The following is a 21,331-nucleotide window of genomic DNA, read 5'->3' on the forward strand; positions in this document are numbered from 1 at the left end:
CGGCGCACGCATCCGGACGCGAAATGAGTTTCGGGAATTTCTGCGGGGAGGGTTTCGTCAGCCACCTAGCGGGTCGGCAAGGGGCATACGCCCAGCGCACGTAGTGTGCATAAGCCGCCTACTGTGCCCAATGGGCCAGTTGTAACGACGAAAAAGGCCCGACTAGCAGTAGCCGGGCCTTGCTCATTCACCTCACTCACTCAACCCTTACTGCCAGGTTTCGGTGCGGGTCTGGCTGGTGCCGCTGGGCGTGAAGCTGCGGTTGGTGCCGCCTTCGTAGAGCACGTTGCCGGCCGCGTCCTTGCGGATGTACTTGTACTGCACGCTCGTGCCGCTAGTCAGGTTGATGGTGCCTTTCCACACGGGGTAAGTAGCGCCGCTGAGCTTGATGGCGTTGGCCGTGTTCCAGCCGCCGAGCTGGGCGGTGCTGCCCAGCACGTACACATCCTGGCCCGAGACGGTGCCGCTGTAGGTCACGTTGAACGATACGGCCGTGGTGCCCGTGGTGGGTGGGGGCGTGACCGAACCGGTGCCGGGTACCCATACCGAGTAGCTGCGCGCATTCACCGGGAAGGTGCCCACGCCGCTGGCATTAGTCGTCACCGTGGCGGTGCTGTTGCCGGTTTTGTCGGTCAGCGTGGCGCTCTTGAAAGGCGTGGTAATGGTTTTGGAGCGACCAGTGCCGCCGTCATTCAGCATTACCAGCAGACCGGCATGCGTCGCGTCGCCGGCCCGGGAGTAGGCATACACGTCGGCATCGTTGATGGACGTGTACTCGTTGGCCGCTCCGTAGGCGTTGGCCCGGCGGATGTCGATAAGCTTCTTGATCTGGGCGCCGAGGCCATAGTTGTAGTAATCTTTGTAGAACACGCAGGGGTAACCTTTTTCCCGGGTCAGGATGTAGGCGTAGGCCAGCATTTTGAGGTTGGTAACCGGCGAATAGAGCGCGCCGGGGTGGTCGGTGTCGTGGTTATCGACGAAGGAAACCGACAGGGCGCCGTTGGCCTCAGTGAAGCCCGCAAACTGCAGGCCGCGCATGTCCCAGCTACCGTTGCCGTTGCTCATATCCTGGAAGGTGTAGTGCAGGGGCACGTCGAACAGGCTGGTGCGGCCCCCGGTGGCGGCGGCGTAGTTGTTCAAATCGGCCAGGTTGCGGAACCAGGCCTCCGATACGGCAAAGCGGGTGCCCTTCACGTTGTCGAGCCAGCGGTTCACGTAGGCCGTCTGGATGTGCTTGGTGGCGTCGAGGCGGTAACCGTCGAGGCCCAGCTTGTTGGTAATCCAGTTGCCCCAGGTGATGGTTTCGTTGGCGTTGTTGATGTCGTTGTAGCGGATTTCCGAGCCGAGCAGGTTGTCGTAGGCGTCGTTGTTGGCGTAGGGCTGGAAGTCGTAGGCAGCCCACTGGTACCAGCCGTTGTTGGGGGCTTGCTGGGTGGCCGAGAAGTTGTACCAGTGCCACTTATAGGAACTGTAGGTGTTGTTGCGGCCGGGGTAAGTGAAGCTGGTGTAGACGTTGTACTGGTTGTTGGCCAGCTCCTGGTTGTCGGCGAAGGTGAGGTGGTTCATCACCATATCTTCGTACACCTGAATGCCCTGGTTGTGCAGGGAAGTAATAGCGCCCTGCAGCTGGCTGATAGTGCCATAGCGGGTGGCTACGGTGCCTTTCTGGTTGAACTCGCCCAAGTCGTAGCGGTCGTACACGCCGTAGCCGACATCGGTAGCGCTGCCGCCTTTGTAGGCTGGCGGAATCCACAGGGCTGTGATACCGGCGGCTTTGAGCTCCGCGGCCTTGCTGCCCAGGTTTTGCCACCACGTGCCGGCCGGGTTGCTCTGGGGCACGTCCCAATAAAAGGCTTGCATCATCACCCCGTTGACGGCTACGGCATTAGTGGTAGTGGCTGCCGCTACGGGCGCCTGGGCGGTGCCGGGCTGCACGGCGTCTTTGGTACAGGAGGGCAGGAGCATGCCTGCGGCAAGCAGCCCCGTGAGGGCCGCTGCGGAAAGTTTGTTCATACTGTGGGTGTTTTGGTTGAGGGCAGAACTATAAGGCAAGTATAAAGCAATATTCTATAAAACGTGCTATATAATTTCGGTATTGATAATATAATGCCGTTTTTGATGCTTAATTCGTAATAATAAGTGAGGTAGTTAGTTAAGTGTCTGTATTTGAGGTGGTAATCGTAATAAACTACGCAAGTAATTCGGTTTGCTAAATGGGTTTAGTATAACTCTAACAAGCCCGAAAAAGGGTCAAAAAAAGTTGGGGCCAGCGACTTATGTCTGGTAAAACAGGGTTCTAAGGGCCGGTAGGGCGCGGCCCGAAGTCGGGTCAGGACAGAACGGATTTGCTGAATTCCGCCACGGTCGTCTGAAGCCAGGAATACTCGGGCAGCTGCCGCAATTTCCGGTACAGCGGGAGCGGAATACCATTCACGCCCAGCAGGCCCCCGCTGATTTGTCCGGCCAGGGAACAGTTGGTATCCGTGTCGCCGCCGGCTTGTACCAGGGCCGCCAGCATGGCCGCAAAACCCAGCTGCCGCACTTGATTAGCCGCTGCCAGGGCCAGCGGCACCGAATCGACCACGTAGCCCCCGCAGCCAAACCTGGCGGCCAGCTCGGCAAGGGTCTGGCTGGCCGGGGCCTGATCAAGCTCCTGCAGCCGGTCCCGGACCCTGGTGTCGGGCAGTTGCTCGATAATCAGCGGCAGCAGGTTTTCGTGGCCGGTCCAGGTGCCGTCCAGCGCCGCCCGCAGGCTCAGGTACACGGCCAGGGCTCCGGCATAGGCCTCGGGGTGCTGGTGGGTGATGCGGCAAACGGCTTCTATCGTTTCTCTTGGCACTGACCCGGGCACGAAAGCCAGCGGCGCAATCCGCATGGCCGCGCCGTTGCCGGCTCCATACTCGCCCATGCGCCCCGCCTGACTCCAGGGGCAGCCAGCAGCCAGCTGCTGCAACGCGTAGAGCGTGCTGGCCCCCAGACCCGTAAGCTTTCGGCTTCGGAAATAGGCCAGAAACTGCCGGGCAATAGCTTCGGGGCTTATGGTTTTTGCTTCGGCTATGGCTTCGCAGGTTGCCAGGGTGAGCTGGGTGTCGTCGGTAAGCGCCCAGGTGGGCCGGGGGGCGGCTGGTTTGCCGAAAGGGTAATAGGTAGCAGCCTGGGGCCAGCCGGGCGCCCCGAGTTCATGGCTGCTGCCGTAAGCGTCGCCAATGGCCCCACCGATGATGCAGCCGGCAAACTGGTCGTGTAGGTGTAACAGGGGTGAAGGTAGCGGCATGGTCGTGCTAGTATGCTAAGGAAGTAGGGGCGTTTACTGCGGCCGGCTGCCTTGCCAGGACGCATCCAGTATCTGTAAGGCCTGGCCGCCTAAGATGTAAAGCGTCCGGCTTTGCGCGTCCTGCTGATACTGCAGGCGAAAAATCTGGAAGCCGTTGATAGTGCTGGAGGTGAAGCACAGAGAGCTGATAGCTGCTAACAGCACTTTCTCCTCGCTGCCTGACCAGGAAACATACAAGAAGGAATCATCGAACTGCACCCGCACAGGCAAACGGTTTAGCTGCCTGCAAAAGGCAGCAAGGCCAGCATCAAAAACTGGGCGCCTGCCGACCAGTAGGAACCTTCCCGGATATACATCCAAACCGTGCCGGCTATCAGGACGGCGGCTACCACCAATAGCCAACGCACAGAACGGGTTAGGGAAGGCAGTATACGGGGTGACATAACGGACAAACGAAGCATAATGACAATAAAAAAACGCTCATTCTGGACAGAATGAGCGTTTTTTAGTTCGAATGAAGATCCTTATACCGTCGCGAAGTCGAACGACGTTTCCAGGAAGCTGGTGTTGAAGTTGCCGGCTTTGAAATCGGCGTTGTCCATCAGGGCAAGGTGGAAAGGAATGGTCGTTTTCACGCCTTCCACCACAAACTCCGACAGGGCGCGCTTCATTTTCACGATGCACTCCTCCCGGGTCTGGGCCACGGTGATGAGCTTGGCAATCATCGAGTCATAGTTCGACGGGATGGTGTAGCCCGCATACACGTGGGTGTCGACGCGCACGCCGTGGCCGCCGGGAATGTGCAGCACGGTAATTTTGCCGGGGGAGGGGCGGAAGCCGTTCTTGGGGTCCTCGGCATTGATGCGGCACTCCATGGCGTGCATCTTGGGGTAGTAGCTGTTGCCCGAAATCGGTACGCCGGCTGCCACCTTGATCTGCTCCTTAATCAGGTCGTAGTTGATGATTTCCTCCGTCACGGGGTGCTCCACCTGAATGCGGGTGTTCATCTCCATGAAGTAGAAGTCCCGGTTGGCATCCACCAGGAACTCAATCGTGCCTACGCCCTCGTAGTTGATGGCCGCGGCCCCGGCAATAGCTGCTTTGCCCATGGCTTCGCGCAGCTTGTCGGTCATGAAGGGCGAGGGAGCTTCCTCAACCAGCTTCTGGTGGCGGCGCTGAATCGAGCAGTCGCGCTCCGAGAGGTGGCACACGTGGCCGTACTGGTCGCCGCAAATCTGGATTTCGATGTGGCGGGGCTCTACCACGAATTTCTCCAGGTAGATACCGTCGTTGCCGAAGGCGGCTTTGGCCTCCGTGCGGGCATCGTTCCAGCCTTTTTCCAGCTCCTCGTCGTTGTGGGCCACGCGCATACCGCGGCCGCCCCCGCCGGCCGTGGCCTTGAGGATAACCGGGTACTTAATCTTGTGGGCAATCTTCAGGGCGTCCTGCAGGGAGTCGAGCAGGCCGACCGAGCCGGGAATGCAGGGCACGCCGGCCTTGATCATGGTGGCTTTGGCAGAGGCCTTGTCGCCCATGCGGTTGATCATCTCGGGCGAGGCCCCGATGAACTTGATGTTGTTTTCCTGGCAGATGCGCGAGAACTCCGCGTTTTCCGACAAAAAGCCGTAGCCAGGGTGAATGGCGTCGGCGTTGGTGATTTCGGCGGCGGCAATCAGGGTGGGAATGTTCAGGTACGACTGGGCGCTGCTGGGCGGCCCGATGCACACGGCCTCGTCGGCAAAGCGTACGTGCAGGCTTTCCTTGTCGGCAGTCGAGTAAACGGCCACCGTTTTGATGCCCATTTCCTTGCAGGTACGGATGATGCGCAGTGCAATTTCGCCCCGGTTGGCAATCAGTATTTTCTTAAACACAGGTCTGGGTAGAAGTGAGAAGTGAGAGCCTAGAACTTAGCGTGGAAGCAGCGCAGGGCACCTCTTCTGGTCTAAGTTCTGAGCTCTCACTTCTCGGTTCTCAAATTACATCGGCTCGATCAGGAACAGCGGCTGGTCGTACTCCACGGGAGTAGCGTTTTCCACCAGGGCCTTCACGATGCGGCCCGAGGCTTCGGCTTCAATCTCATTGAAAAGCTTCATGGCCTCAATGATGCAAATAACCTGGCCTTTCTCTACCACGTCGCCTACGTTCACGAAAGCCGGCGACTCCGGGCTGCTGCTGCGGTAGAACGTGCCAATCATCGGCGCTTTCAGCGGCTGGTGGTTGCTGCTGGCGGCGGCGGGCGCGGGAGCCGGAGCAGCGGCCGGAGTGGCGGCGGCGGGGGCCGCCACTGCCTGCGGTGCTGCCTGCGGGGCGGCGGCGGGAGCCACGTGGCTGCTTACCACTTTCGTGTTGGGCTCGCGCTGCACCGAGATTTTAAATTCCTCGGTTTCGATGTTGACTTTGTTCAACCCTGATTTGGCGATAAAATCAATCAGGTCCTGGAGTTCTTTGGCTTTCATGGCGGCTTCGGTGGGGTGTTTCGGCTGCTTATTTGACTCTTTCGACATAGGAGTAGTCGCTTGTCTTGACGCGGATTTTGGTATCGGTATCAATGAACAGCGGCACCTGAATGCGGGCACCGGTTTCTACTGTGGCAGGCTTCAGCGTGTTGGTGGCCGTATCGCCGCGCAGGCCGGGCTCGGTGTAGGTCACGATCAGCTCCACGGTAGTCGGCAGCTCGGCCGTGAGGGGCTGCTCGGTTTCGGCGTGGAACAGGATGGTGCACTCCTGGCCTTCCTTCATCAAATCGGCGAAGGGTACCATCGCCTCGGGCAACGACACCTGCTCGAACGTGGAGTTGTCCATGAACGTGTAGCCGTACTCGTCCTTGTAGAGGAACTGGTGGGGGCGCTGCTCCACGCGGGCAGTCGTCACCTTCACGCCGGCGTTGAATGTGTTGTCCAGCACCTTGCCGGTTTTGATGTTGCGCAGTTTAGTGCGCACAAAGGCGGGACCTTTGCCTGGTTTTACGTGCTGGAATTCGGTAATGACGTACAGGTCATTGTTGTACTCGAGTACCAGACCGTTGCGAAAATCTGCGGTAGTGGCCATGCTTGGGAATTTTGAAAAGAATATTCTACAGGTAAGATGTGCTTCGCTGGAAACCCGGAAAACTATCTTACCGCTTAAGTTTCAGTGAGTCAGGTGCTGGGAGGAAACGCAACGTGCCGTCCCGGAGAGTGGCGGGGCGGCACGTTGGGAGTGCAAGTATAGGAGTTTTCCGCGTCCAGCCCGCTTATTTACGCGTCTTGCGGGTCAGGTTTCGGGTCGTAGGCCCATTTCAGGTAGATAGAGCCCCAGGTAAAGCCTCCGCCAAACGCGGCCAGCACCAGGTTGTCGCCCTTGTGCAGCTGCTGCTCGTAGTCGGCCAAACACAGCGGAATCGTGCCGTTGGTCGTGTTGCCGTAGCGGTGAATGTTGAGCATCACCTTCTCGGGGCCCACGCCCATGCGGTTGGCCGTAGCGTCGATGATGCGCTTGTTGGCCTGGTGGGGCACGAGCCAAGCTACGTCTTCCTTGCTGAGCTGATTGCGCTCCATGACCTGCGCGGCTACATCGGCCATGTTGGTCACGGCAAACTTAAATACCGTAGCGCCTTCCTGGTACACGTAATGTTCCCGGTTGGCTACGGTTTCGGCCGTTGGCGGGCGGCGTGAACCGCCGGCTTTCTGGTGCAGGTGCTGCTCGCCCCGGCCATCGGAGCGCAGCACCTGATCGAGCAGGCCGTAGCCTTCGGTGTTGGGTTCCAGCAGCACGGCCCCGGCGCCGTCGCCGAAGATAATGCAGTTGGCGCGGTCCGTGTAGTCGATAATGCTCGACATCTTGTCGGCTCCTACCACTACTACTTTTTTGTAGATGCCGCTCTGAATAAACTGGGCGCCCGTGGCCAGCGAAAACAGAAAGCCCGAGCAGGCGGCCTGCACGTCGTAGCTGAAGGCCTTGGTGGTACCCACGGCGGCCGAAACGATGTTGGCCGTGGCCGGAAACACCAGATCCGGCGTGGTAGTAGCACAGATCAGCAGGTCAATGTCTTCGGCGCGGGTGCCGGTTTTGGCCAGCAGCTGCTCCACGGCCTTGATGGCCATAACGGAAGTGCCCTGGTTTTCGCCCTTCAGAATCCGTCGTTCCTTGATGCCAGTGCGCGTCGTAATCCACTCGTCGGTGGTATCCACCAGCTTTTCGAGTTCCTGATTGGTCAACACGTAGTCGGGCACGTAAGCACCCACTCCGGTTATGGCAGCCGTAATTTTCATTCGGGGAGAACAGGGGAAGAAGGCAAAAAAAGTCCGGCCGGAGCCGGACTTAGTCGCTAGGACTTGAAAGTGTCTTTTATCTGGTCGGCAATGCCGGATTTGGCCATTTGATACCCCTGCAGGAGCATATTACAAATGGCTTCCGGGGTGCTCACGCCGTGCCCGATAATGGCGTTGTCGTTGATGCCCAGAATAGGGCTGCCGCCAATGGCTTCGTAGTTGAACTTGTCGAAGAAGGGGTCGTGCATCTGCTTTTCAGCCAGAATTTCGTACACCGACTCGGCCATTTTCAGCACCACGTTGCCCGTGTAGCCGTCGCAGACAATCACGTCGGCTTTGTCATTGAACAGGTCGCGCCCTTCGATATTCCCAATGAAGTGAATATGCGGGTTTACTTTCAGCAACTGGTGGGCGGCCTGGGTAATAGCAGTGCCTTTACCTTCTTCTTCCCCCAGGTTCATGAGCCCCACTTTGGGCTTTTCGATACCCAGCACATACTGTGCATACAGGGAGCCCAGCTCGCCGAACTGCTCCAGCATCTCGGGCTTGCACTCGGCATTGGCGCCTACGTCCAGCAGAATACCGAAACCACCGGCCAGCTTGGGCGTGAAGTTGGCAATTGCCGGGCGCATCACGCCCGCGACGGGTTTCACGCTGAACATGGCGCCGACGAGCATGGCCCCGGTGTTGCCAGCGGAGCAGAACGCTTCTACTTCGCCGTTGTGCAACATGCGGTAGCCCACGGCTATACTGGAATCCTGCTTTTGCTGGTATGCTTTGGCAGGGTGCTCACCCATCTCGATAATCTGCGAGGCAGCAACGAGAATGAGGCCGTCGGCCGCGGCCCCATGCTTTTCAAGCAAGGGGCGCACGGCATCTTCCTGGCCAATGAGCACAATCTGAGCCGCGCCGGCAAGCTTTTGGGCAGCCAGCACGGCGCCGTCCACGGCAGCCTGGGGGGCGAAATCGCCTCCCATTGCGTCCAGGGCTATCTTCATGTACGAGGTGTCAAGGGGTAGGGAGTCGGGAAGGCGGGCCAGCGGCAGCTGGCTAGGCGGCGCTTATTCTTCGTCGGAAGCGGGAGCCGCGGCAGCTACGGGAGCGTAATCTTTGATAGCTACTTTGCCGTGCAGGTACAGGTCGCCGTCCACTACGTAGGCCTTGTGGCGCAGGTGCAGCTCACCCGTGTTCGAGCAGATCGTTACTGCTTTGGGGGTCAGCTTGTCGTGGGTGCGACGTTTGTCGCGGCGGGTTTTGGAGGTTCGGCGCTTAGGATGAGCCATGAGTCAAAAAGAAAAAAGGGTAAGTGTAAATGTAAATGCTGGGGCCGCTGAGCGGTTAGTTGAGGTTGCGCAGGGCATCCCAACGGGGGTCGGTGCCTTCATCGTCATCCTCGATGTCGCCGGGCTGGCGGGTCGAGAAGATAAGCTTGGTGTCGGCATCCGGATTCTCATCGGGCTCATTCTGGAAGCGCGGGTGCAGCTTCTTCATGGGAATGGCTAGGCCGATGTAATCGAATAAGTGCTGGGCAATGGGCAGCACCTGGGTTTCGGGCGTGATTTGCAGCACGTCGTCGTCCAACTCCAGGGCCTGGTCGCCGAAGCGTACGCGCAGGGAGTGGCGCACGTCGATGGGTTGGTCGAACTCGTCCAGGCTCCGGTCGCAAATCAGGCGCACGGTGCCCTTGATGTGAAAATCCAGGGTCAGGAGCAGTTCCGTCTTGGTCAGCTCGACGTCGGCGTGGAGCTGACCATCCTGGATGAGGGTCTGCTCAAACTGCTCAAAAAATGCCTTGTCCAGCTCAAACGCAAAGTGGTGCGTTTTGAGAGCCAGCTTGGCAATGTTCAAATCGTATTGCGAGTCCTTTTTCACAGGGAATTTATTGCAGGGGGCAAAAGTAGAAATATTTCCTCGTTCTGGGAAACAGGAACGAGAAGTGGCGCTAACTCAGGCGTTCTTGAGGATGAAATCGGAGGGGATGTTCAACCGCTCATACAGGCGCTTGGCCAGGTCGAGTGTGACGCGGCGCTTGCCACTGAGAATCTGCGAGAGGCGCCCGGCCGGTACTTCCAGCAGCTCGGCCAGCTCCTTTTGCTTGAGCCGCATCTGCTGTCGTTTCAACTCTATCATCTCGGCCAGCGAAGTGGGCAGATTCGGAATCGGTAGCAGCCCCAACTGGCCTTCGTAGGCATCCAGGGCCACAATCAATTCCCGAAACTCCGCCTCCAGCGTCGGGTTGCCTTCAACTCCAGCGGCTGCCAGCGCATCGAGTCGGCGCAGGGCCGTGCGGTAGTCAGCAGGGGTGTGGAGAAGCATGCGAAGAAGTAAAGAGTAGCTGGAATAGGCCACGGTTGGTGGCTAAGGAGATGCAAAGCTACAATAGAGTTTTGATCTGGCAAACTAAATTTCGATTTTGGAAAGAAACTGCTCCAAAGCGAAACCCTATTCCATACGCCCTCCGCGCGGCGCCGGGCCCGGCACCAGAGGCTTCAGATCGACATACTTGCGGCGCTGCCGGATCAGGTCGCAAGCCATGTAGACGGCCTCGCGGAAGGAAGTCTCATCGGCCTTGAACTGCCCGGCCAGCCCGTAGGCGGTGCCATGGTCAGGGGAGGTGCGGATGACCGAAAGGCCCGCCGTGAAATTGACGCCCCGCTCGAAGGCCAGGGTCTTGAAGGGAATCAGGCCCTGGTCGTGGTAGAGGGCCAGGGTGGCGTCGAACTTGCGGAACTGACCGGTGCCGAAGTAGCCGTCGGCGGGGAAGGGGCCATATACGAGGTGCCCTTCGCTGAGCAGCTGCTGAATGACGGGGGTTACAAGAGTAGCTTCTTCAGTGCCCAGCAGGCCGTTTTCGCCGGCGTGGGGGTTCAGGCCCAGCACTGCTACCCGGGGCTTGTCGATGCCAAAATCCCCTTTCAGCGACTTGAGCAGAATGCGCAGCTTGGTGTTGAGCAGCTCCTTGGTCAGGCGGGCCGGCACGTCTTTCAGGGCAATGTGACCGGTGGCCGTAGCCACGCGCAGATCTTCGCTGGCCAGCAGCATCAGGCTTTCGGGCGCGTCGAAAAAGCTGGTTAGAAACTCGGTGTGGCCGGGGTAGCGGAAGTCGTCGGACTGGGTGTTTTCCTTGCTGATGGGTGCCGTCACGAGGCCGTCGAGCAGGCCGGCTTTCAGGTCGCGGGCCGCGGCCAGCAACGATTCGCGGGCGGCCCGGCCCGAGGCTTCGGTGGGCTGACCGGGCGTGAGGGTAAAGTCGTCGTCCCAGCAGGTCACGGCGTTGGGCTTGCCGGGGTCAATGTCGGCGGCGGAGCGCACCTGCCGGAAGGTGAGGGGCGCGCTCTGCTGCTTATCGGCCGGAAAGTCGTCGAAGAGCACCGTGGCAGTGCCATAAACCACCGGTGTGCAGTATTTGAGCAGGCGGCTGTCGAGCAGCGTTTTATAAATGATTTCCGGTCCAATACCGGCCAGGTCGCCCACTGAAATACCGAGGCGGGGAAGAGTACTCATACTAAGGAGGGCTGGGGAGAAGCTTGGGAGGAGAAAAGATTGTCATCCCTCATCTGACATCCGCCAAGCGAAGACTTTATAGCTGTTGAACGACTTGTTCTAGCGTGGTAAGGTCCTTCGCTGGGCGTACACCAGATGAAAGATGACAGCCGAGCAGGGAAAACTACTGCTGGTTTTTCAGGAAGTCGTAGAGCAGGCGCACGGTGGTGCCGGTGCCGCCCTTGCCGCGGTAGGAGTCCGGGGCCATCAGGTAGGCCGGACCGGCAATATCGAGGTGCACCCAGGGGTAGCCCACGGCGAAGCGCTCCAGAAACTTGCCGGCCGAAATAGCCCCGGCTTCGGCCTTGCCCAGGTTGTTGATGTCGGCAATGTCGGACTTGATGTGCTCGGTGTATTCCTCCCACATCGGAAACTCCACGACTCGCTCGTGCACCCGGTGGCCGGATTTTTTCAGCTCGGCCATCTGCTCTTCGCTGGCTGTGCCCATGGCCACGATGCCTTCCTTGCCGATGGCGCGGGCCGCCGAGCCGGTGAGCGTAGCAATATCCACCACGAAGGCGGGGTCGTACTTCTTGGCAAAGGCCAGGGCATCGGCCAGGATCAGGCGGCCTTCGGCGTCGGTGTTGAGCACTTCCACGGTCAGGCCGCTGTACATGGTCAGCACGTCGCCGGGGGCAAAGGCCAGGCCGCCGGGGCGGTTGTCGGTGGCCGGCACCAGGCCGATAACGTGCAGCGGCACCTGGTTTTTGGCCAGCGCGTATAGCACACCCGTTACGGCCGCACCGCCCGCCATATCGCACTTCATCATGTCCATGGAGGCCGGGGTAGGCTTCAAACTCAGGCCGCCCGTATCAAATACGACGCCCTTGCCGACCAGTACGTAGGGCTTCTCGTTGGTGGCGCCTTCGGGCTTCCACTCCATAATCGTAAACGTGGGCGGCTCGGGGCTGCCCTGGTTTACGGCCAGTAGGCCGCCCATGCGCAGGGCTTCGATGCGCACCAGATCCAGGATTTCGGTATGATACCCGACTTCCTCCCCGGCGGCGGCCATGCGCTCGGCAAACTGCACGGCGTTGAGCTTGTTCAGCGGGGCATTCACCAGGTCGCGGGCCAGGAATACGCCTTGCAGCACGCCGTCCAGCTCCTGCAGCTCCTCGTCGGTAACGCCGCCCACCACGCTGATGCGCGTCAGCTTGGCGGCTTCCTTTGATTTCTCGTCGGTTTTGTAGCCTTCAAACTGGTAGGCCGTCAGGGCCAGGCCTTCCACCAGGGCCAGGGCCAGGGTCGAGTCGGCGTGGCCAGACAAATCCTGCACGTAGAGCTCGGCTACCTTATCGGCCTTGAGCTGGGCGTGCAGCTGATGGCCGCTTTTGCGCACGGCTTCGGCCACGAGGTGGGTAGTGACTTTGGCCGCGGCTACAATAAAGTAGTGCTGGTGCGAAAAATGGTTGACCATAATCAGCTTGCTGTCCTGGGCGAGCTGGTCGGCAACATACTGGCGGGCAGACTGGTGCAGGTCCTGCAGCGACTGGGGGAGCTCCTGGGTGCCGGCGGGCAGCAGGAATACAGCGGTGGCCTGCTGGGGCAGCTCGGCGGCGGTGGCTAGTTGAATCGACATAGACGGGCGTATCTTTGGAGCGAGTTAGGGCGCGCAAGGTAGGCAGCCTTTGGTAAACGCAAGTACAGGAGCCAAGAACCGGGCTACCCCGACGATTCTTTCCTGTGCGCCTGCGGACCAGCTCACTTTTCGCACTTCTACCGCCTTTTTTGCCGTATGGATCACGTTAGCCCCAAAAAACACTTAGGTCAGCACTTTCTGGCCGACCCCAACATTGCGCGGCGCATCGTGGAGTCGTTGCGCCTGCCCGACGGGGTGGCGGAAGTGCTGGAAATCGGGCCCGGCATGGGCGTGCTGACCGGCGACCTGCTCAAGCACCCCGAGTACCGCACCACCGTCGTCGAAATTGACCGGGAATCGGTGGACTACCTGGGGCGCAACTTTCCCAGTCTGGAAGGCCGCATTATTTCCGCCGACTTTCTGAAGCAGGATCTGAACAAGCTCTTTCCGGAGCAGCCGCTGAGCATTATTGGCAACTTTCCCTACAACATCAGCAGCCAGATTTTCTTCCAGGTCCTGGCCCACCGCCAGCAGGTGCGCGAGGTGGTCGGCATGATTCAGAAGGAAGTGGCCGACCGGCTGGCCGAGCCGCCCGGCTCCAAAACCTACGGCATTCTGAGCGTGCTGCTCCAGGCCTTCTACACCGTGGAAATGCTCTTCACTGTGCCGCCCCACGTCTTTATTCCGCCGCCCAAGGTACAGTCGGCCGTGGTGCGCCTCACCCGCAACGCCACCGAGCACCTGGGCTGCGACGAGAAGCTGTTTTTCCAGGTCGTGAAGCAGGCCTTCCAGACGCGGCGCAAAACCCTGCGCAACGCCCTAAAGCCCTTCGGCATGGTGCCCGAAGCCACTACGGACCCCATTTTCGAGAAGCGGGCCGAGCAGCTCAGCGTCAGTGATTTCGTGGAGCTGACCAAGCACGTCGAGCAGCACCGCGTGGTGGTGCCGCCGTCGGTCAACAATGCCAAGTCCCGCCGCGCCCAGGAGGTTTCGGAAGAAGCCGAAGAAGAACAAGAGTAAGAACCCGTTTCGCCACCCCCCTTCAAGGATGAGTGAACCTGCCCTGCCTCCCGAATCTACCCCCGCACTGCACACGGCCCGACCCCAGTCGCTCTGCCTCTGCGTCGACGAAATGCACCCCTCGCTGCCCGAGCTGCTCGTGCCGCTGGGCATTACGCTGCACTACCGCCCCGATCTGAAAGCGGCCGAAATACCCGCCGCCCTGGCCGCCCAGCCCTACGATGGCCTGCTGGTACGCAGCAAGCTGCGCATCACGGCCGAGCTGCTGGCCCACGGCCCGCAGCTGCGCTACGTGGGCCGGGCCGGGGCCGGCGTAGATAACATCGACGAGGCGGCCCTGGCGGCGGCGGGCGTAACGTTGCTCAACGCGCCCGAGGGCAACCGCGACGCGGTGGGGGAATACACGCTGGGGCTGCTGCTGGCCCTGTTTCGCAACATCGTGCGCGCCGACCACGAGGTGCGGCAGGGCATCTGGCAGCGCGAAGCCAACCGGGGCGAGGAAATAGGGGGGAAGGTCATCGGGATTCTGGGCTACGGCCACATGGGCGCGGCGTTTGCCCGGCGCCTGAGCAGCTTTGGCTGCACGGTGCTGGCCCACGACAGCAACCCCCGCCACGAGGGCGACCATAACGCTATTCTGGTGAGCCTGCGGGAGCTGCAGGAGCGGGCCGACGTGCTGAGCGTGCATATTCCCTACGTGGCGGCCAACCGCCACTTCGTAAACGACGCGCTGCTGGGTGGTTTTCGCCACCCCATCTGGCTGCTGAACACGGCCCGCGGCGAAGTGCTCGACCATGCCGCCCTGGTGCGGGGCCTGCAAAGCGGGCAGGTGCGCGGCGCAGCCCTCGACGTGCTCGAAAACGAGAAGCTGGCCACGCTCACCGAAGCCCAGCAAGCCACCCTGCATTTTCTGAAAGCTTCGCCCAACGTGGTGTTTTCGCCCCACATCGGCGGCTGGAGCTTTCAATCGTACCGCCGTATAAATGAGGTGCTGGCCCACAAAATCGGAGAGTTTCTGCGCACCGCGCCGGGCCGGAACTAGAAGAAATTGCGCCGGGTTCGTATATTTGTCTTAAACCTGTTTCGGAGAACGGTCGGCGTCGCTGACCGTTCTCCTTGTTTTTTAGCAAACCATCCCACCGCCATGGCTTCCGTTAATTACTATACTCCCGAAGGACTGCAAAAGCTCAAAGACGAGTTGCAGGACCTCAAAATCCGCGGCCGGGCCAAAGCAGCTGAGGACCTGCGCGAAGCCCGCGACAAAGGTGACCTGAGCGAAAATGCCGAGTACGACGCGGCCAAAGAAGCCCAGGGCCTGCTCGAGCTGAAAATCTCCAAGCTGGAAGAAATTGTTGGCAACGCCCGCGTTATCGACGATACCAACATGGACGTGACCAAGGTGCTGATTCTGAGCAAGGTGAAGCTCAAGAACCTGAAGAACAACATGGTGCTCGACTACGTGCTCGTGGCCGAGGAAGAAGCCAACCTGGCCGCCGGTAAAATCTCGGTGAAGTCGCCCATCGGCAAAGGCCTGCTGGGCAAGTCGGCTGGCGACACGGCCGAAATTACCGTGCCCGCCGGCAAGCTGCAGTTCCAGATTCTGGAAGTAAGCCGCTAGAGTGATTTAGTGAAACGGTGAGTTCGTGAGAACTCATTTCCTGAAAAGGGCGAAGCCGACGGCTTCGCCCTTTTGCATTTTGCTCGTACTTTGGCCCAGCGGTTCCGTTAGCCCAAAATGCCTGCTCACCAACTCACCCTTTCACTACATCACACATGCCTTCCATCTTTTCCCGCATTATCTCGGGCGAACTGCCCGCCTATAAGGTTGCCGAGGACGAGCACCACCTGGCTTTTCTCGACATCACGCCCCTGGTGGAAGGCCACACCCTGGTGATTCCCAAGCGCGAGGTCGACTATATCTTCGACATGGCGCCCGAGGAGCTGGCGGCCCTGCACCAGTTTGCCCAGCGCGTGGCCAAGGGCGTTAAGGAAGCCGTGCCCTGCAAGCGCGTCGGGGTGGCCGTTATCGGGCTGGAAGTGCCCCACGCCCACATCCACCTGATTCCGATGACCAAGGTGGCGGATATGAACTTCGCTAACCCCAAAATAAAGGTGGAGGAGCGGCGCATGAACGAGCTGGCCGCCGCCATTGGGGCTAAAGTGCCCGCCGCAACGGCGGCGGCAGCCGGCAGCCGTGCCACCAAGCCCCTGGAAACCAAAGCCGAGCGTGAAACCGCTGAAGTCAGTGCCGCCCCCGATGCCACCTCGCAGCAGCTGCAGGAGCTGACCAAGGGGCTGCACTACGTCAGTGAGTCGGATGCGCCGCTGGCGGTGGTGAGCTACGAGGCTCCCGCCGGCACCCTGACCGATGCGGATGTACTCCAGCTCACGGGGCAGCCCGCCGGCACGAAAGTCGAGACGGTGGATCTGATGCTGTTTCTGCGCAACCACACTGCCGACGACGGCTTGCTGGACAACCCGGAGCTGGCCAACCGCTACAAAGCCCTGCAGATGTTCCTGAAGCAGGAGCTGCAGGAAACCAAGGTGTACCGCGTGGGCACCGGCCCCAAGGTGCAGGCCTACGCGCTGGGCAAAACCGGGGACGGCAAGCTAGCCGGCTTCAAAACCGTACTAACCGAAACCTAAACCGGAGCCTGCAGGAGCATACCCCTACGCTTTGCGCCCCCAGCTATGTTGCTTTTAGAAAATGCCTGACTTGGACAAGTCAGGCATTTTGCATTTCAGGGCAAGAGAATGCTAGAGCTGAGCAGGTAAACCAATGCAAGAAGCCCTTACCTGTACTCGTGTGACCAACGGCTGTTTACGCTGTTACGAGCCGTGGTAGAATAGGCGAGCAGAGTCCTTCACTGCCTGGACGTCGGATGAATGATGACAGCCGAAATGATTGGGCGCCTCGTGCGGCTCAGCCTGGGTTAGTGGTTTCGGCGAGCTTGGTATACCAGTGCCACAGGGCGCCATCCTGCTCAAATTCAGCTTGCTTTTCCAAACCCAGCTGCTCCAGAATCCGGCAGGAAGCCCGGTTGGCGCGCATGGCCGTGGCGTGCAGCTCGGGCAGCTGCATTTGCTCAAACGCGTAGCGGAAGCTGGCCCGGGCGGCTTCCGTAGCATAGCCCTGGCCCCAGTGGGCCCGCAGCAGCCGGTAGCCGATGTCGTAGTAGTTGGTGCGGCCGTTTACCACGTGGTCATTCATGAGCTTGAGGCCGCACCAGCCGATAAACTCCTGAGTGTCGCGGCGCACCACGGCCCAGCGGCCGATGCCGTTCTGCTCGTACTGGCGGCGGATGTAGTCGACAGTCGCGGCGGCCTCGGCCAGGGTGCTCATCAGGAGGCCGGGCACGTAGCGCAGCACTTCCGGGTCAGAGTCGAGGGCCAGGATGCCGGGCGCGTCTTCGGGCAATACGGGGCGCAGCAGCAGGCGGGAGGTTTCGAGGCTATCCACGGCGGCGCACGGCGTAGATTAGCTCATCCAGAAACTCGCCGTTTTTGAACAACGTCTGCTCGAAGCGGCCTTCCAGCACGAAGCCGGCCTTTTCCAGGGCCCGCTGGGAACCGATATTGGTGCCGTAGGGCCGGGCGAATATGCGGGTAATGTCGAAGGTGCGGAAGCCGTAGTCCACCGTTTGCCGGATGGCCTCCGTAACGATGCCCCGGCCCCAGAACGGCTGGGCCAGCCAGTAGCCTAGCTCCGCGTTTTTGCACTGCACGTCGGTCTGGGGGTGAAGGCCGATGCCGCCCGCGGCCTGCCCGTCCACGTCGATGGCGAAAATGCGCTGGGGCGAGTGGCTGGTGGCCATGCTGAGGAAGCCCCGGCCTTTTTCCTCCGTGAACGGGTAGGGAAACTGGTCGGTCATGAACCGGGCAATTTCCGGGTTGTTGGCGTAGCGAAGCAGGCTGGGCAGGTCGTCGGGCTGCCAGGCGCGGAGGGTGAAGGGCATAGGGCGTTAATCTTTAGACTGGAAATAATAAGGTGGGTTTGGGTTCACTAGCTCCTCAGTTTCCCACCCCATTTGATTCTTTATGTCTTCCGGCAGATAGTCCCAAAGCATCTTGTATTGCATTCTGTAAATTAATGAGTAAGCTCCAGTATTCACATTGCCCATATACTTGACTACATCGTCCAGGGAAGGGTAGTGCATAGGCTGGTGGAAGAATCTATTGAGTTCTTCGATTGTCTTGACCACGAAAACCAAATCATGCAAGCTGATTTCGACTTTTCTATCCTTGTTAATTTTGTCAAGCCCGTACAAGACCTGATCCTCGACTGAAGTGTATTCCTGCATATAATGTGTTTTTGAAGCCTTACTTCCCCTGCACGTAAAACGGAATATTGGCCGTGGCCACGTTGTCCTTGCCGTCATAGGCATACACAAACAGCCGGTACGCGCCTGCCTTCGTTGGGGCTTTTAGCGTCGTCTGGCCCTTGGCGCCGGCTGGTACCAGGCCGGGAATAGGAGCGGGGCGGCTTTCCCGGTCGCCGCCGGTTTTCAGGTCGGTGCTTTCCGGCAGCAGCTCGTAGCGGTAAGTGAGCGGGTCTTGGTCGGGGTCCGATACGGCGGCGGCCACCGGCACGCTCTGATCGGGTTGCAGCTGCACGTTGTCGGTGGCTTTTTTGCCATTCAGCGTAAACGAGGCCAGGTGCGGGGCCCGGTTCCGGGGCCACTTACCGCTCCAGAGGTACTGCATCACGTCCACGACTTCCGACTCTTTGCCGTCCTCAGTGAAGATGCCGTACCAAGTGGGCGTGCGTTCCTGCTTCTGGCCCCACAAGAACACGTAGGTGCCCAGGCACTGGGTTTTGTCTTTGGCTACCGAGGCCTCGTAGCGGCTCTGATACACGGCTGCTTTCTGGCTGCTGGTTTCCTCCACCGAGGCTTTCCAAGGCGTCACGGGGCTTTCCCAGTGGCCGGTGGGGCCCCACTCGGCTACCACGTAGGGCCCCCGCCAGCCGGTTTGGCGCACCTGCTGCGGAATTTCGGCCAGGCCGGCGTAGGTGTTGATGCTCAGAATATCCACGGCCGGGCACCTGGCCTTGATGTAGTCGGCTTCCTTCTGATTGAGGCCGGCCAGCACAGTGCTGGTGGGGTGGTAGGGGTCCACTTCGTGAATCATCTGGGCAATCTGCTGCACGGCGTCCCAGACCTTGGGGTTCGTGTATTCCAGGTTCAGCTCGTTGCCAATGCCCCAGAACAGCACCGCCGGATGGTCCTTGTACTTGAGCACCTCGGCCTTCACCTTCTGCAGCTGGACGGCCACGGCCTCGGCGTTGTTGTAGTCGAAGCCGTGCCGCTCCCGGGCCACGTCGAGCCCCAGCATCACCGTGAGGCCATTCTTCTGCGCTTCGGCCAGCACTTTATCGGCATTTTCGGTGCTCCAGGTCCGGATGGAGTTGCCGCCGTAGGCCTTCACCCGCTCGGGAAACTGCCCGCCGCCCGCGCCCCGGATGAAGTAGGGCTGGCCACCGCGCCGTAGCTCGTAGCGGCCATCAGTTTGCTTTACCTCGACTTTCACCGCAGTGGTTTGGGCCTGGGCCGCGGTGGATAAGGCAATGAAAGAGAGCAGGAGGTAGAGTTTCATAGAATAAAGTGCCGGTTAGAAGTAAGGGCCTAAAGCTAAGGCGAGTTTAGCACCTTCCGGCCAGGAACGAAAGCAAACCGGTGGACTTGAACCGGCTCCGATGACTGCCAGCGCCCATCAGCCGGAGCAACCACGCCGGCCCGCGCTGCGTAACAGAACCTCCACCATATTCCCTTGTCAATCATGAGCATCTTTGGTTCTGACCGCTCGAGCGGTACTCTAGGTGGCCTGTTATCGGGCCTGTTTGGCGGTAGAAATGCCGTAAACCCCACTACTGGCAATTATGGTAATGTGGCCCGCTCCGGCGGTTCCGGCCGCAAGCTGGTTACCGGCGCGCTGCTGGCTGCCGGCGCGGCCTACCTCTACAATCGCAACAAGAATAAGGGCACCTCGGCGCCCAGCTTCAATCCGAATCTGTAAGCTACCGGCTTACGACTCACGACAAAGCCCCACCTCTAGCCATTACGGGCTCGGGAGTGGGGCTTTGTCGTGAGCCGGGGTGCGCGCCGGGACAAGGTTTAGCGCGGTGTACTTCGCGTCAGTAGTGCGGCGTCAGGCGGTTTTTTTACACGTAACCAGAAAGAACGGGTAGTTCTCCTGGACTTCCGCAACGTCAACCAAGCCCGCGTTGCCAAACTCGGCTTGAAGTGAGGCGCGGTCATAAAAGAAGATGTTCACCCCGCCGAATAGCTCATACCGGTCCGGGCTAATCAGCGTGCCGGTGCCATACGTAGCGGCGGCTTTTGAAATGACGGTGAACACCATGTGGCCATTGGCTGTCAACTGGTTATAGCAGTCCTGAATGAGCTTCGCCCGTTCGGGGGCCGCCAGTAAGTAGAGCAGGCCGTAGCAAAATATCCCGTCGTAGAGTTCGGTGTCAAAGGGCATATCCGTCACCGGGCCCTGATGGATGGTCATCCCAGGGCCATAATGTTTGTGGGCCATTGCAATGGCGGTCGGGGATATTTCAATGCCGGTCACCGCCATTCCCGCCTCCCGGAAAAGCTGCGCGTTGCGCCCGTAGCCAATACCCGGAATCAGTACCCGCTGCACCGCGTGCTGCACAAACAAGTCCCGGGCCAGCACGGCGGAATGGGCGGGCGCGAAGCCCCACATTTCCTGCTTGTCGGCAAAGGCGGCTTCCCAGAATTCGGGTTTTTTGGGGTGGTTGGGCATCGTATTATCGATGTTTTTTTAAAAGAGTGGCTCCTAATGCCGGACCTTAATCCGGCCGGCAGAATTAACGGCTACCTGGGCTTTTTCGCAGATATCGGAGTCAGGCACGCAGGCTTCAACGCTGAACAGGAATTCCCCGTTTTGCCGGGTCGTAAACGCGGTGCTGGCCAGTACCAGCTCCGGGTCCCGGCCCCGGAAAAGGGCGTTGGTAAAGGCGGCCTGGGTTAGGGGCTGACCATCCTTATAAATTGTAACCTGCGAAACCACTTGGTGGGCGTGAATCAGCAGCGGCCCCGTGTCGTCGGTGGCCTTATACGTAGCCGCGCTGTCGTTCAGGCTGCGCGTCGTAATCGTGACCCGGTACAAGTCCGGGGCGCGAAAAACGGTATCGTGGCGGGTTATGGTAGTGTCCAGGGGCCAATACTCCTCCCGAATAGCGACGGGCTGCTTCCGTAGCGAATCCTGGGCCGAGCAGCTGTCCAGCAAGGGTATAAGAAATAGCAAATAGCAAAGCTTAAGCATCCGCATAGGTAAGGTATAACGAGGATAAGCAAGTTAGGAAGCTTCTTCACTGGCGCGAAATGCTTAACCCACGCCAGTGAGGAATTAGCAACTATTGCGGCTGATGCCTGATTATATACTTTTCCTCCCCATCGTGAATAGTATACGAATAGTGCCTGTCACTGTACTCAACATCAACCACATGGTCATTGCTGATTCGGTAGAATGACTCAATGTCAATAGTGTTCAAATCACTATTCACTCGCAGTAATGAGCTACCATCATATTCGTATTCAACAAGCGTGACATTTGCGCCTTGAAACCTTGCAAACCCCTTTCCTGAGAAACCAGTGATATAGAATGGATCTTTTAGCTTAGTCGCATATTTATAAT

At 59.6% G+C, this 21,331-nt stretch carries 24 protein-coding genes; 5 read left to right on the forward strand and 19 right to left on the reverse strand.

Going from position 1 to position 21,331, the window contains the following annotated elements; all coding sequences use genetic code 11:
* Positions 1–207 precede the first annotated feature (207 nt).
* From LGH70_RS03615 to LGH70_RS03675, 13 genes are all read right to left on the reverse strand, one after another.
* Positions 208–2,013: an alpha-amylase gene (locus LGH70_RS03615; protein ID WP_226182792.1), complete on the reverse strand. Its 1,806-nt coding sequence runs from the start codon at positions 2,011–2,013 to the stop codon at positions 208–210.
* Between the two features lie 316 nt (positions 2,014–2,329).
* Positions 2,330–3,274 (reverse strand): ADP-ribosylglycohydrolase family protein, encoded by a 945-nt coding sequence (locus tag LGH70_RS03620; protein ID WP_226182794.1) that lies wholly within the window; start codon positions 3,272–3,274, stop codon positions 2,330–2,332.
* 33 nt (positions 3,275–3,307) lie between these two features.
* Positions 3,308–3,634 carry a hypothetical protein gene (locus LGH70_RS03625; protein ID WP_226182796.1) on the reverse strand — a complete coding sequence of 109 codons (327 nt, stop codon included), beginning with the start codon at positions 3,632–3,634 and terminating at the stop codon, positions 3,308–3,310.
* A gap of 164 nt (positions 3,635–3,798) precedes the next feature.
* Entirely contained in the window at positions 3,799–5,145 is a 1,347-nt protein-coding gene (gene accC / locus LGH70_RS03630; protein WP_226182798.1) for an acetyl-CoA carboxylase biotin carboxylase subunit, read from the reverse strand.
* Positions 5,146–5,250: 105 nt separating this feature from the next.
* Complete coding sequence (accB, locus tag LGH70_RS03635; protein ID WP_226182800.1) at positions 5,251–5,730, reverse strand: acetyl-CoA carboxylase biotin carboxyl carrier protein; 480 nt, start codon at positions 5,728–5,730, stop codon at positions 5,251–5,253.
* Positions 5,731–5,758: 28 nt separating this feature from the next.
* Positions 5,759–6,322, reverse strand: a complete 564-nt coding sequence (gene efp, locus LGH70_RS03640; protein ID WP_226182802.1) for an elongation factor P — start codon at positions 6,320–6,322, stop codon at positions 5,759–5,761.
* A gap of 188 nt (positions 6,323–6,510) precedes the next feature.
* The gene (locus LGH70_RS03645; protein ID WP_226182804.1) at positions 6,511–7,524 is read right to left on the reverse strand and encodes a beta-ketoacyl-ACP synthase III; all 1,014 of its coding nucleotides are present in this window, start codon (positions 7,522–7,524) and stop codon (positions 6,511–6,513) included.
* Positions 7,525–7,580: 56 nt separating this feature from the next.
* Positions 7,581–8,522: a phosphate acyltransferase PlsX gene (gene plsX / locus LGH70_RS03650; protein ID WP_226182806.1), complete on the reverse strand. Its 942-nt coding sequence runs from the start codon at positions 8,520–8,522 to the stop codon at positions 7,581–7,583.
* A 63-nt stretch (positions 8,523–8,585) separates the two neighbouring features.
* The gene (gene rpmF, locus LGH70_RS03655) at positions 8,586–8,807 is read right to left on the reverse strand and encodes a 50S ribosomal protein L32 (protein ID WP_226182808.1); all 222 of its coding nucleotides are present in this window, start codon (positions 8,805–8,807) and stop codon (positions 8,586–8,588) included.
* 55 nt (positions 8,808–8,862) lie between these two features.
* The gene (locus tag LGH70_RS03660) at positions 8,863–9,396 is read right to left on the reverse strand and encodes a YceD family protein (protein ID WP_226182810.1); all 534 of its coding nucleotides are present in this window, start codon (positions 9,394–9,396) and stop codon (positions 8,863–8,865) included.
* Positions 9,397–9,471: 75 nt separating this feature from the next.
* Entirely contained in the window at positions 9,472–9,840 is a 369-nt protein-coding gene (locus LGH70_RS03665) for a helix-turn-helix domain-containing protein (RefSeq protein WP_226182812.1), read from the reverse strand.
* Between the two features lie 126 nt (positions 9,841–9,966).
* The gene (gene pdxA, locus LGH70_RS03670) at positions 9,967–11,028 is read right to left on the reverse strand and encodes a 4-hydroxythreonine-4-phosphate dehydrogenase PdxA (RefSeq protein WP_226182814.1); all 1,062 of its coding nucleotides are present in this window, start codon (positions 11,026–11,028) and stop codon (positions 9,967–9,969) included.
* Positions 11,029–11,191: 163 nt separating this feature from the next.
* Positions 11,192–12,646 carry a leucyl aminopeptidase family protein gene (locus tag LGH70_RS03675; protein WP_226182816.1) on the reverse strand — a complete coding sequence of 485 codons (1,455 nt, stop codon included), beginning with the start codon at positions 12,644–12,646 and terminating at the stop codon, positions 11,192–11,194.
* Between the two features lie 156 nt (positions 12,647–12,802).
* Between LGH70_RS03675 and rsmA the strand changes: the two genes are divergently transcribed.
* The 4 genes from rsmA to LGH70_RS23775 all read left to right on the forward strand — a co-directional run bounded on the left by rsmA (position 12,803) and on the right by LGH70_RS23775 (position 16,312).
* Positions 12,803–13,666 (forward strand): 16S rRNA (adenine(1518)-N(6)/adenine(1519)-N(6))-dimethyltransferase RsmA, encoded by an 864-nt coding sequence (rsmA, locus tag LGH70_RS03680; protein ID WP_226182818.1) that lies wholly within the window; start codon positions 12,803–12,805, stop codon positions 13,664–13,666.
* Positions 13,667–13,694: 28 nt separating this feature from the next.
* Positions 13,695–14,708 (forward strand): NAD(P)-dependent oxidoreductase, encoded by a 1,014-nt coding sequence (locus LGH70_RS03685; protein ID WP_226182820.1) that lies wholly within the window; start codon positions 13,695–13,697, stop codon positions 14,706–14,708.
* A 102-nt stretch (positions 14,709–14,810) separates the two neighbouring features.
* Positions 14,811–15,284 carry a transcription elongation factor GreA gene (gene greA / locus LGH70_RS03690; RefSeq protein ID WP_226182822.1) on the forward strand — a complete coding sequence of 158 codons (474 nt, stop codon included), beginning with the start codon at positions 14,811–14,813 and terminating at the stop codon, positions 15,282–15,284.
* Positions 15,285–15,439: 155 nt separating this feature from the next.
* Entirely contained in the window at positions 15,440–16,312 is an 873-nt protein-coding gene (locus tag LGH70_RS23775) for a nuclease A inhibitor family protein (protein WP_348533734.1), read from the forward strand.
* Between the two features lie 277 nt (positions 16,313–16,589).
* Here LGH70_RS23775 and LGH70_RS03705 read toward each other — a convergent pair whose 3' ends face one another.
* From LGH70_RS03705 to LGH70_RS03720, 4 genes are read right to left on the reverse strand one after another with little or no spacing between them, the layout of a single operon-like run.
* Positions 16,590–17,126, reverse strand: coding sequence for a GNAT family N-acetyltransferase (locus tag LGH70_RS03705; RefSeq protein WP_226182824.1), 537 nt, complete (start codon positions 17,124–17,126; stop codon positions 16,590–16,592).
* Positions 17,119–17,622, reverse strand: a complete 504-nt coding sequence (locus LGH70_RS03710) for a GNAT family N-acetyltransferase (protein WP_226182826.1) — start codon at positions 17,620–17,622, stop codon at positions 17,119–17,121. The genes LGH70_RS03705 and LGH70_RS03710 overlap by 8 nt, the downstream gene beginning before the upstream one ends.
* A gap of 6 nt (positions 17,623–17,628) precedes the next feature.
* The gene (locus LGH70_RS03715) at positions 17,629–17,967 is read right to left on the reverse strand and encodes a hypothetical protein (RefSeq protein WP_226182828.1); all 339 of its coding nucleotides are present in this window, start codon (positions 17,965–17,967) and stop codon (positions 17,629–17,631) included.
* Between the two features lie 19 nt (positions 17,968–17,986).
* The gene (locus LGH70_RS03720; protein ID WP_226182830.1) at positions 17,987–19,261 is read right to left on the reverse strand and encodes a glycoside hydrolase family 2 TIM barrel-domain containing protein; all 1,275 of its coding nucleotides are present in this window, start codon (positions 19,259–19,261) and stop codon (positions 17,987–17,989) included.
* 183 nt (positions 19,262–19,444) lie between these two features.
* Between LGH70_RS03720 and LGH70_RS03725 the strand changes: the two genes are divergently transcribed.
* Entirely contained in the window at positions 19,445–19,681 is a 237-nt protein-coding gene (locus tag LGH70_RS03725) for a hypothetical protein (RefSeq protein ID WP_226182832.1), read from the forward strand.
* Between the two features lie 132 nt (positions 19,682–19,813).
* Here LGH70_RS03725 and LGH70_RS03730 read toward each other — a convergent pair whose 3' ends face one another.
* Both LGH70_RS03730 and LGH70_RS03735 read right to left on the reverse strand, forming a co-directional pair.
* Positions 19,814–20,437, reverse strand: coding sequence for a class I SAM-dependent methyltransferase (locus LGH70_RS03730; protein ID WP_226182834.1), 624 nt, complete (start codon positions 20,435–20,437; stop codon positions 19,814–19,816).
* Between the two features lie 33 nt (positions 20,438–20,470).
* Positions 20,471–20,941, reverse strand: coding sequence for a hypothetical protein (locus LGH70_RS03735; RefSeq protein WP_226182836.1), 471 nt, complete (start codon positions 20,939–20,941; stop codon positions 20,471–20,473).
* Between the last annotated feature and the right edge of the window lie 390 nt (positions 20,942–21,331).

It is taken from the genome of Hymenobacter nitidus, from assembly GCF_020447315.1.
Lineage (GTDB): Bacteria > Bacteroidota > Bacteroidia > Cytophagales > Hymenobacteraceae > Hymenobacter > Hymenobacter nitidus.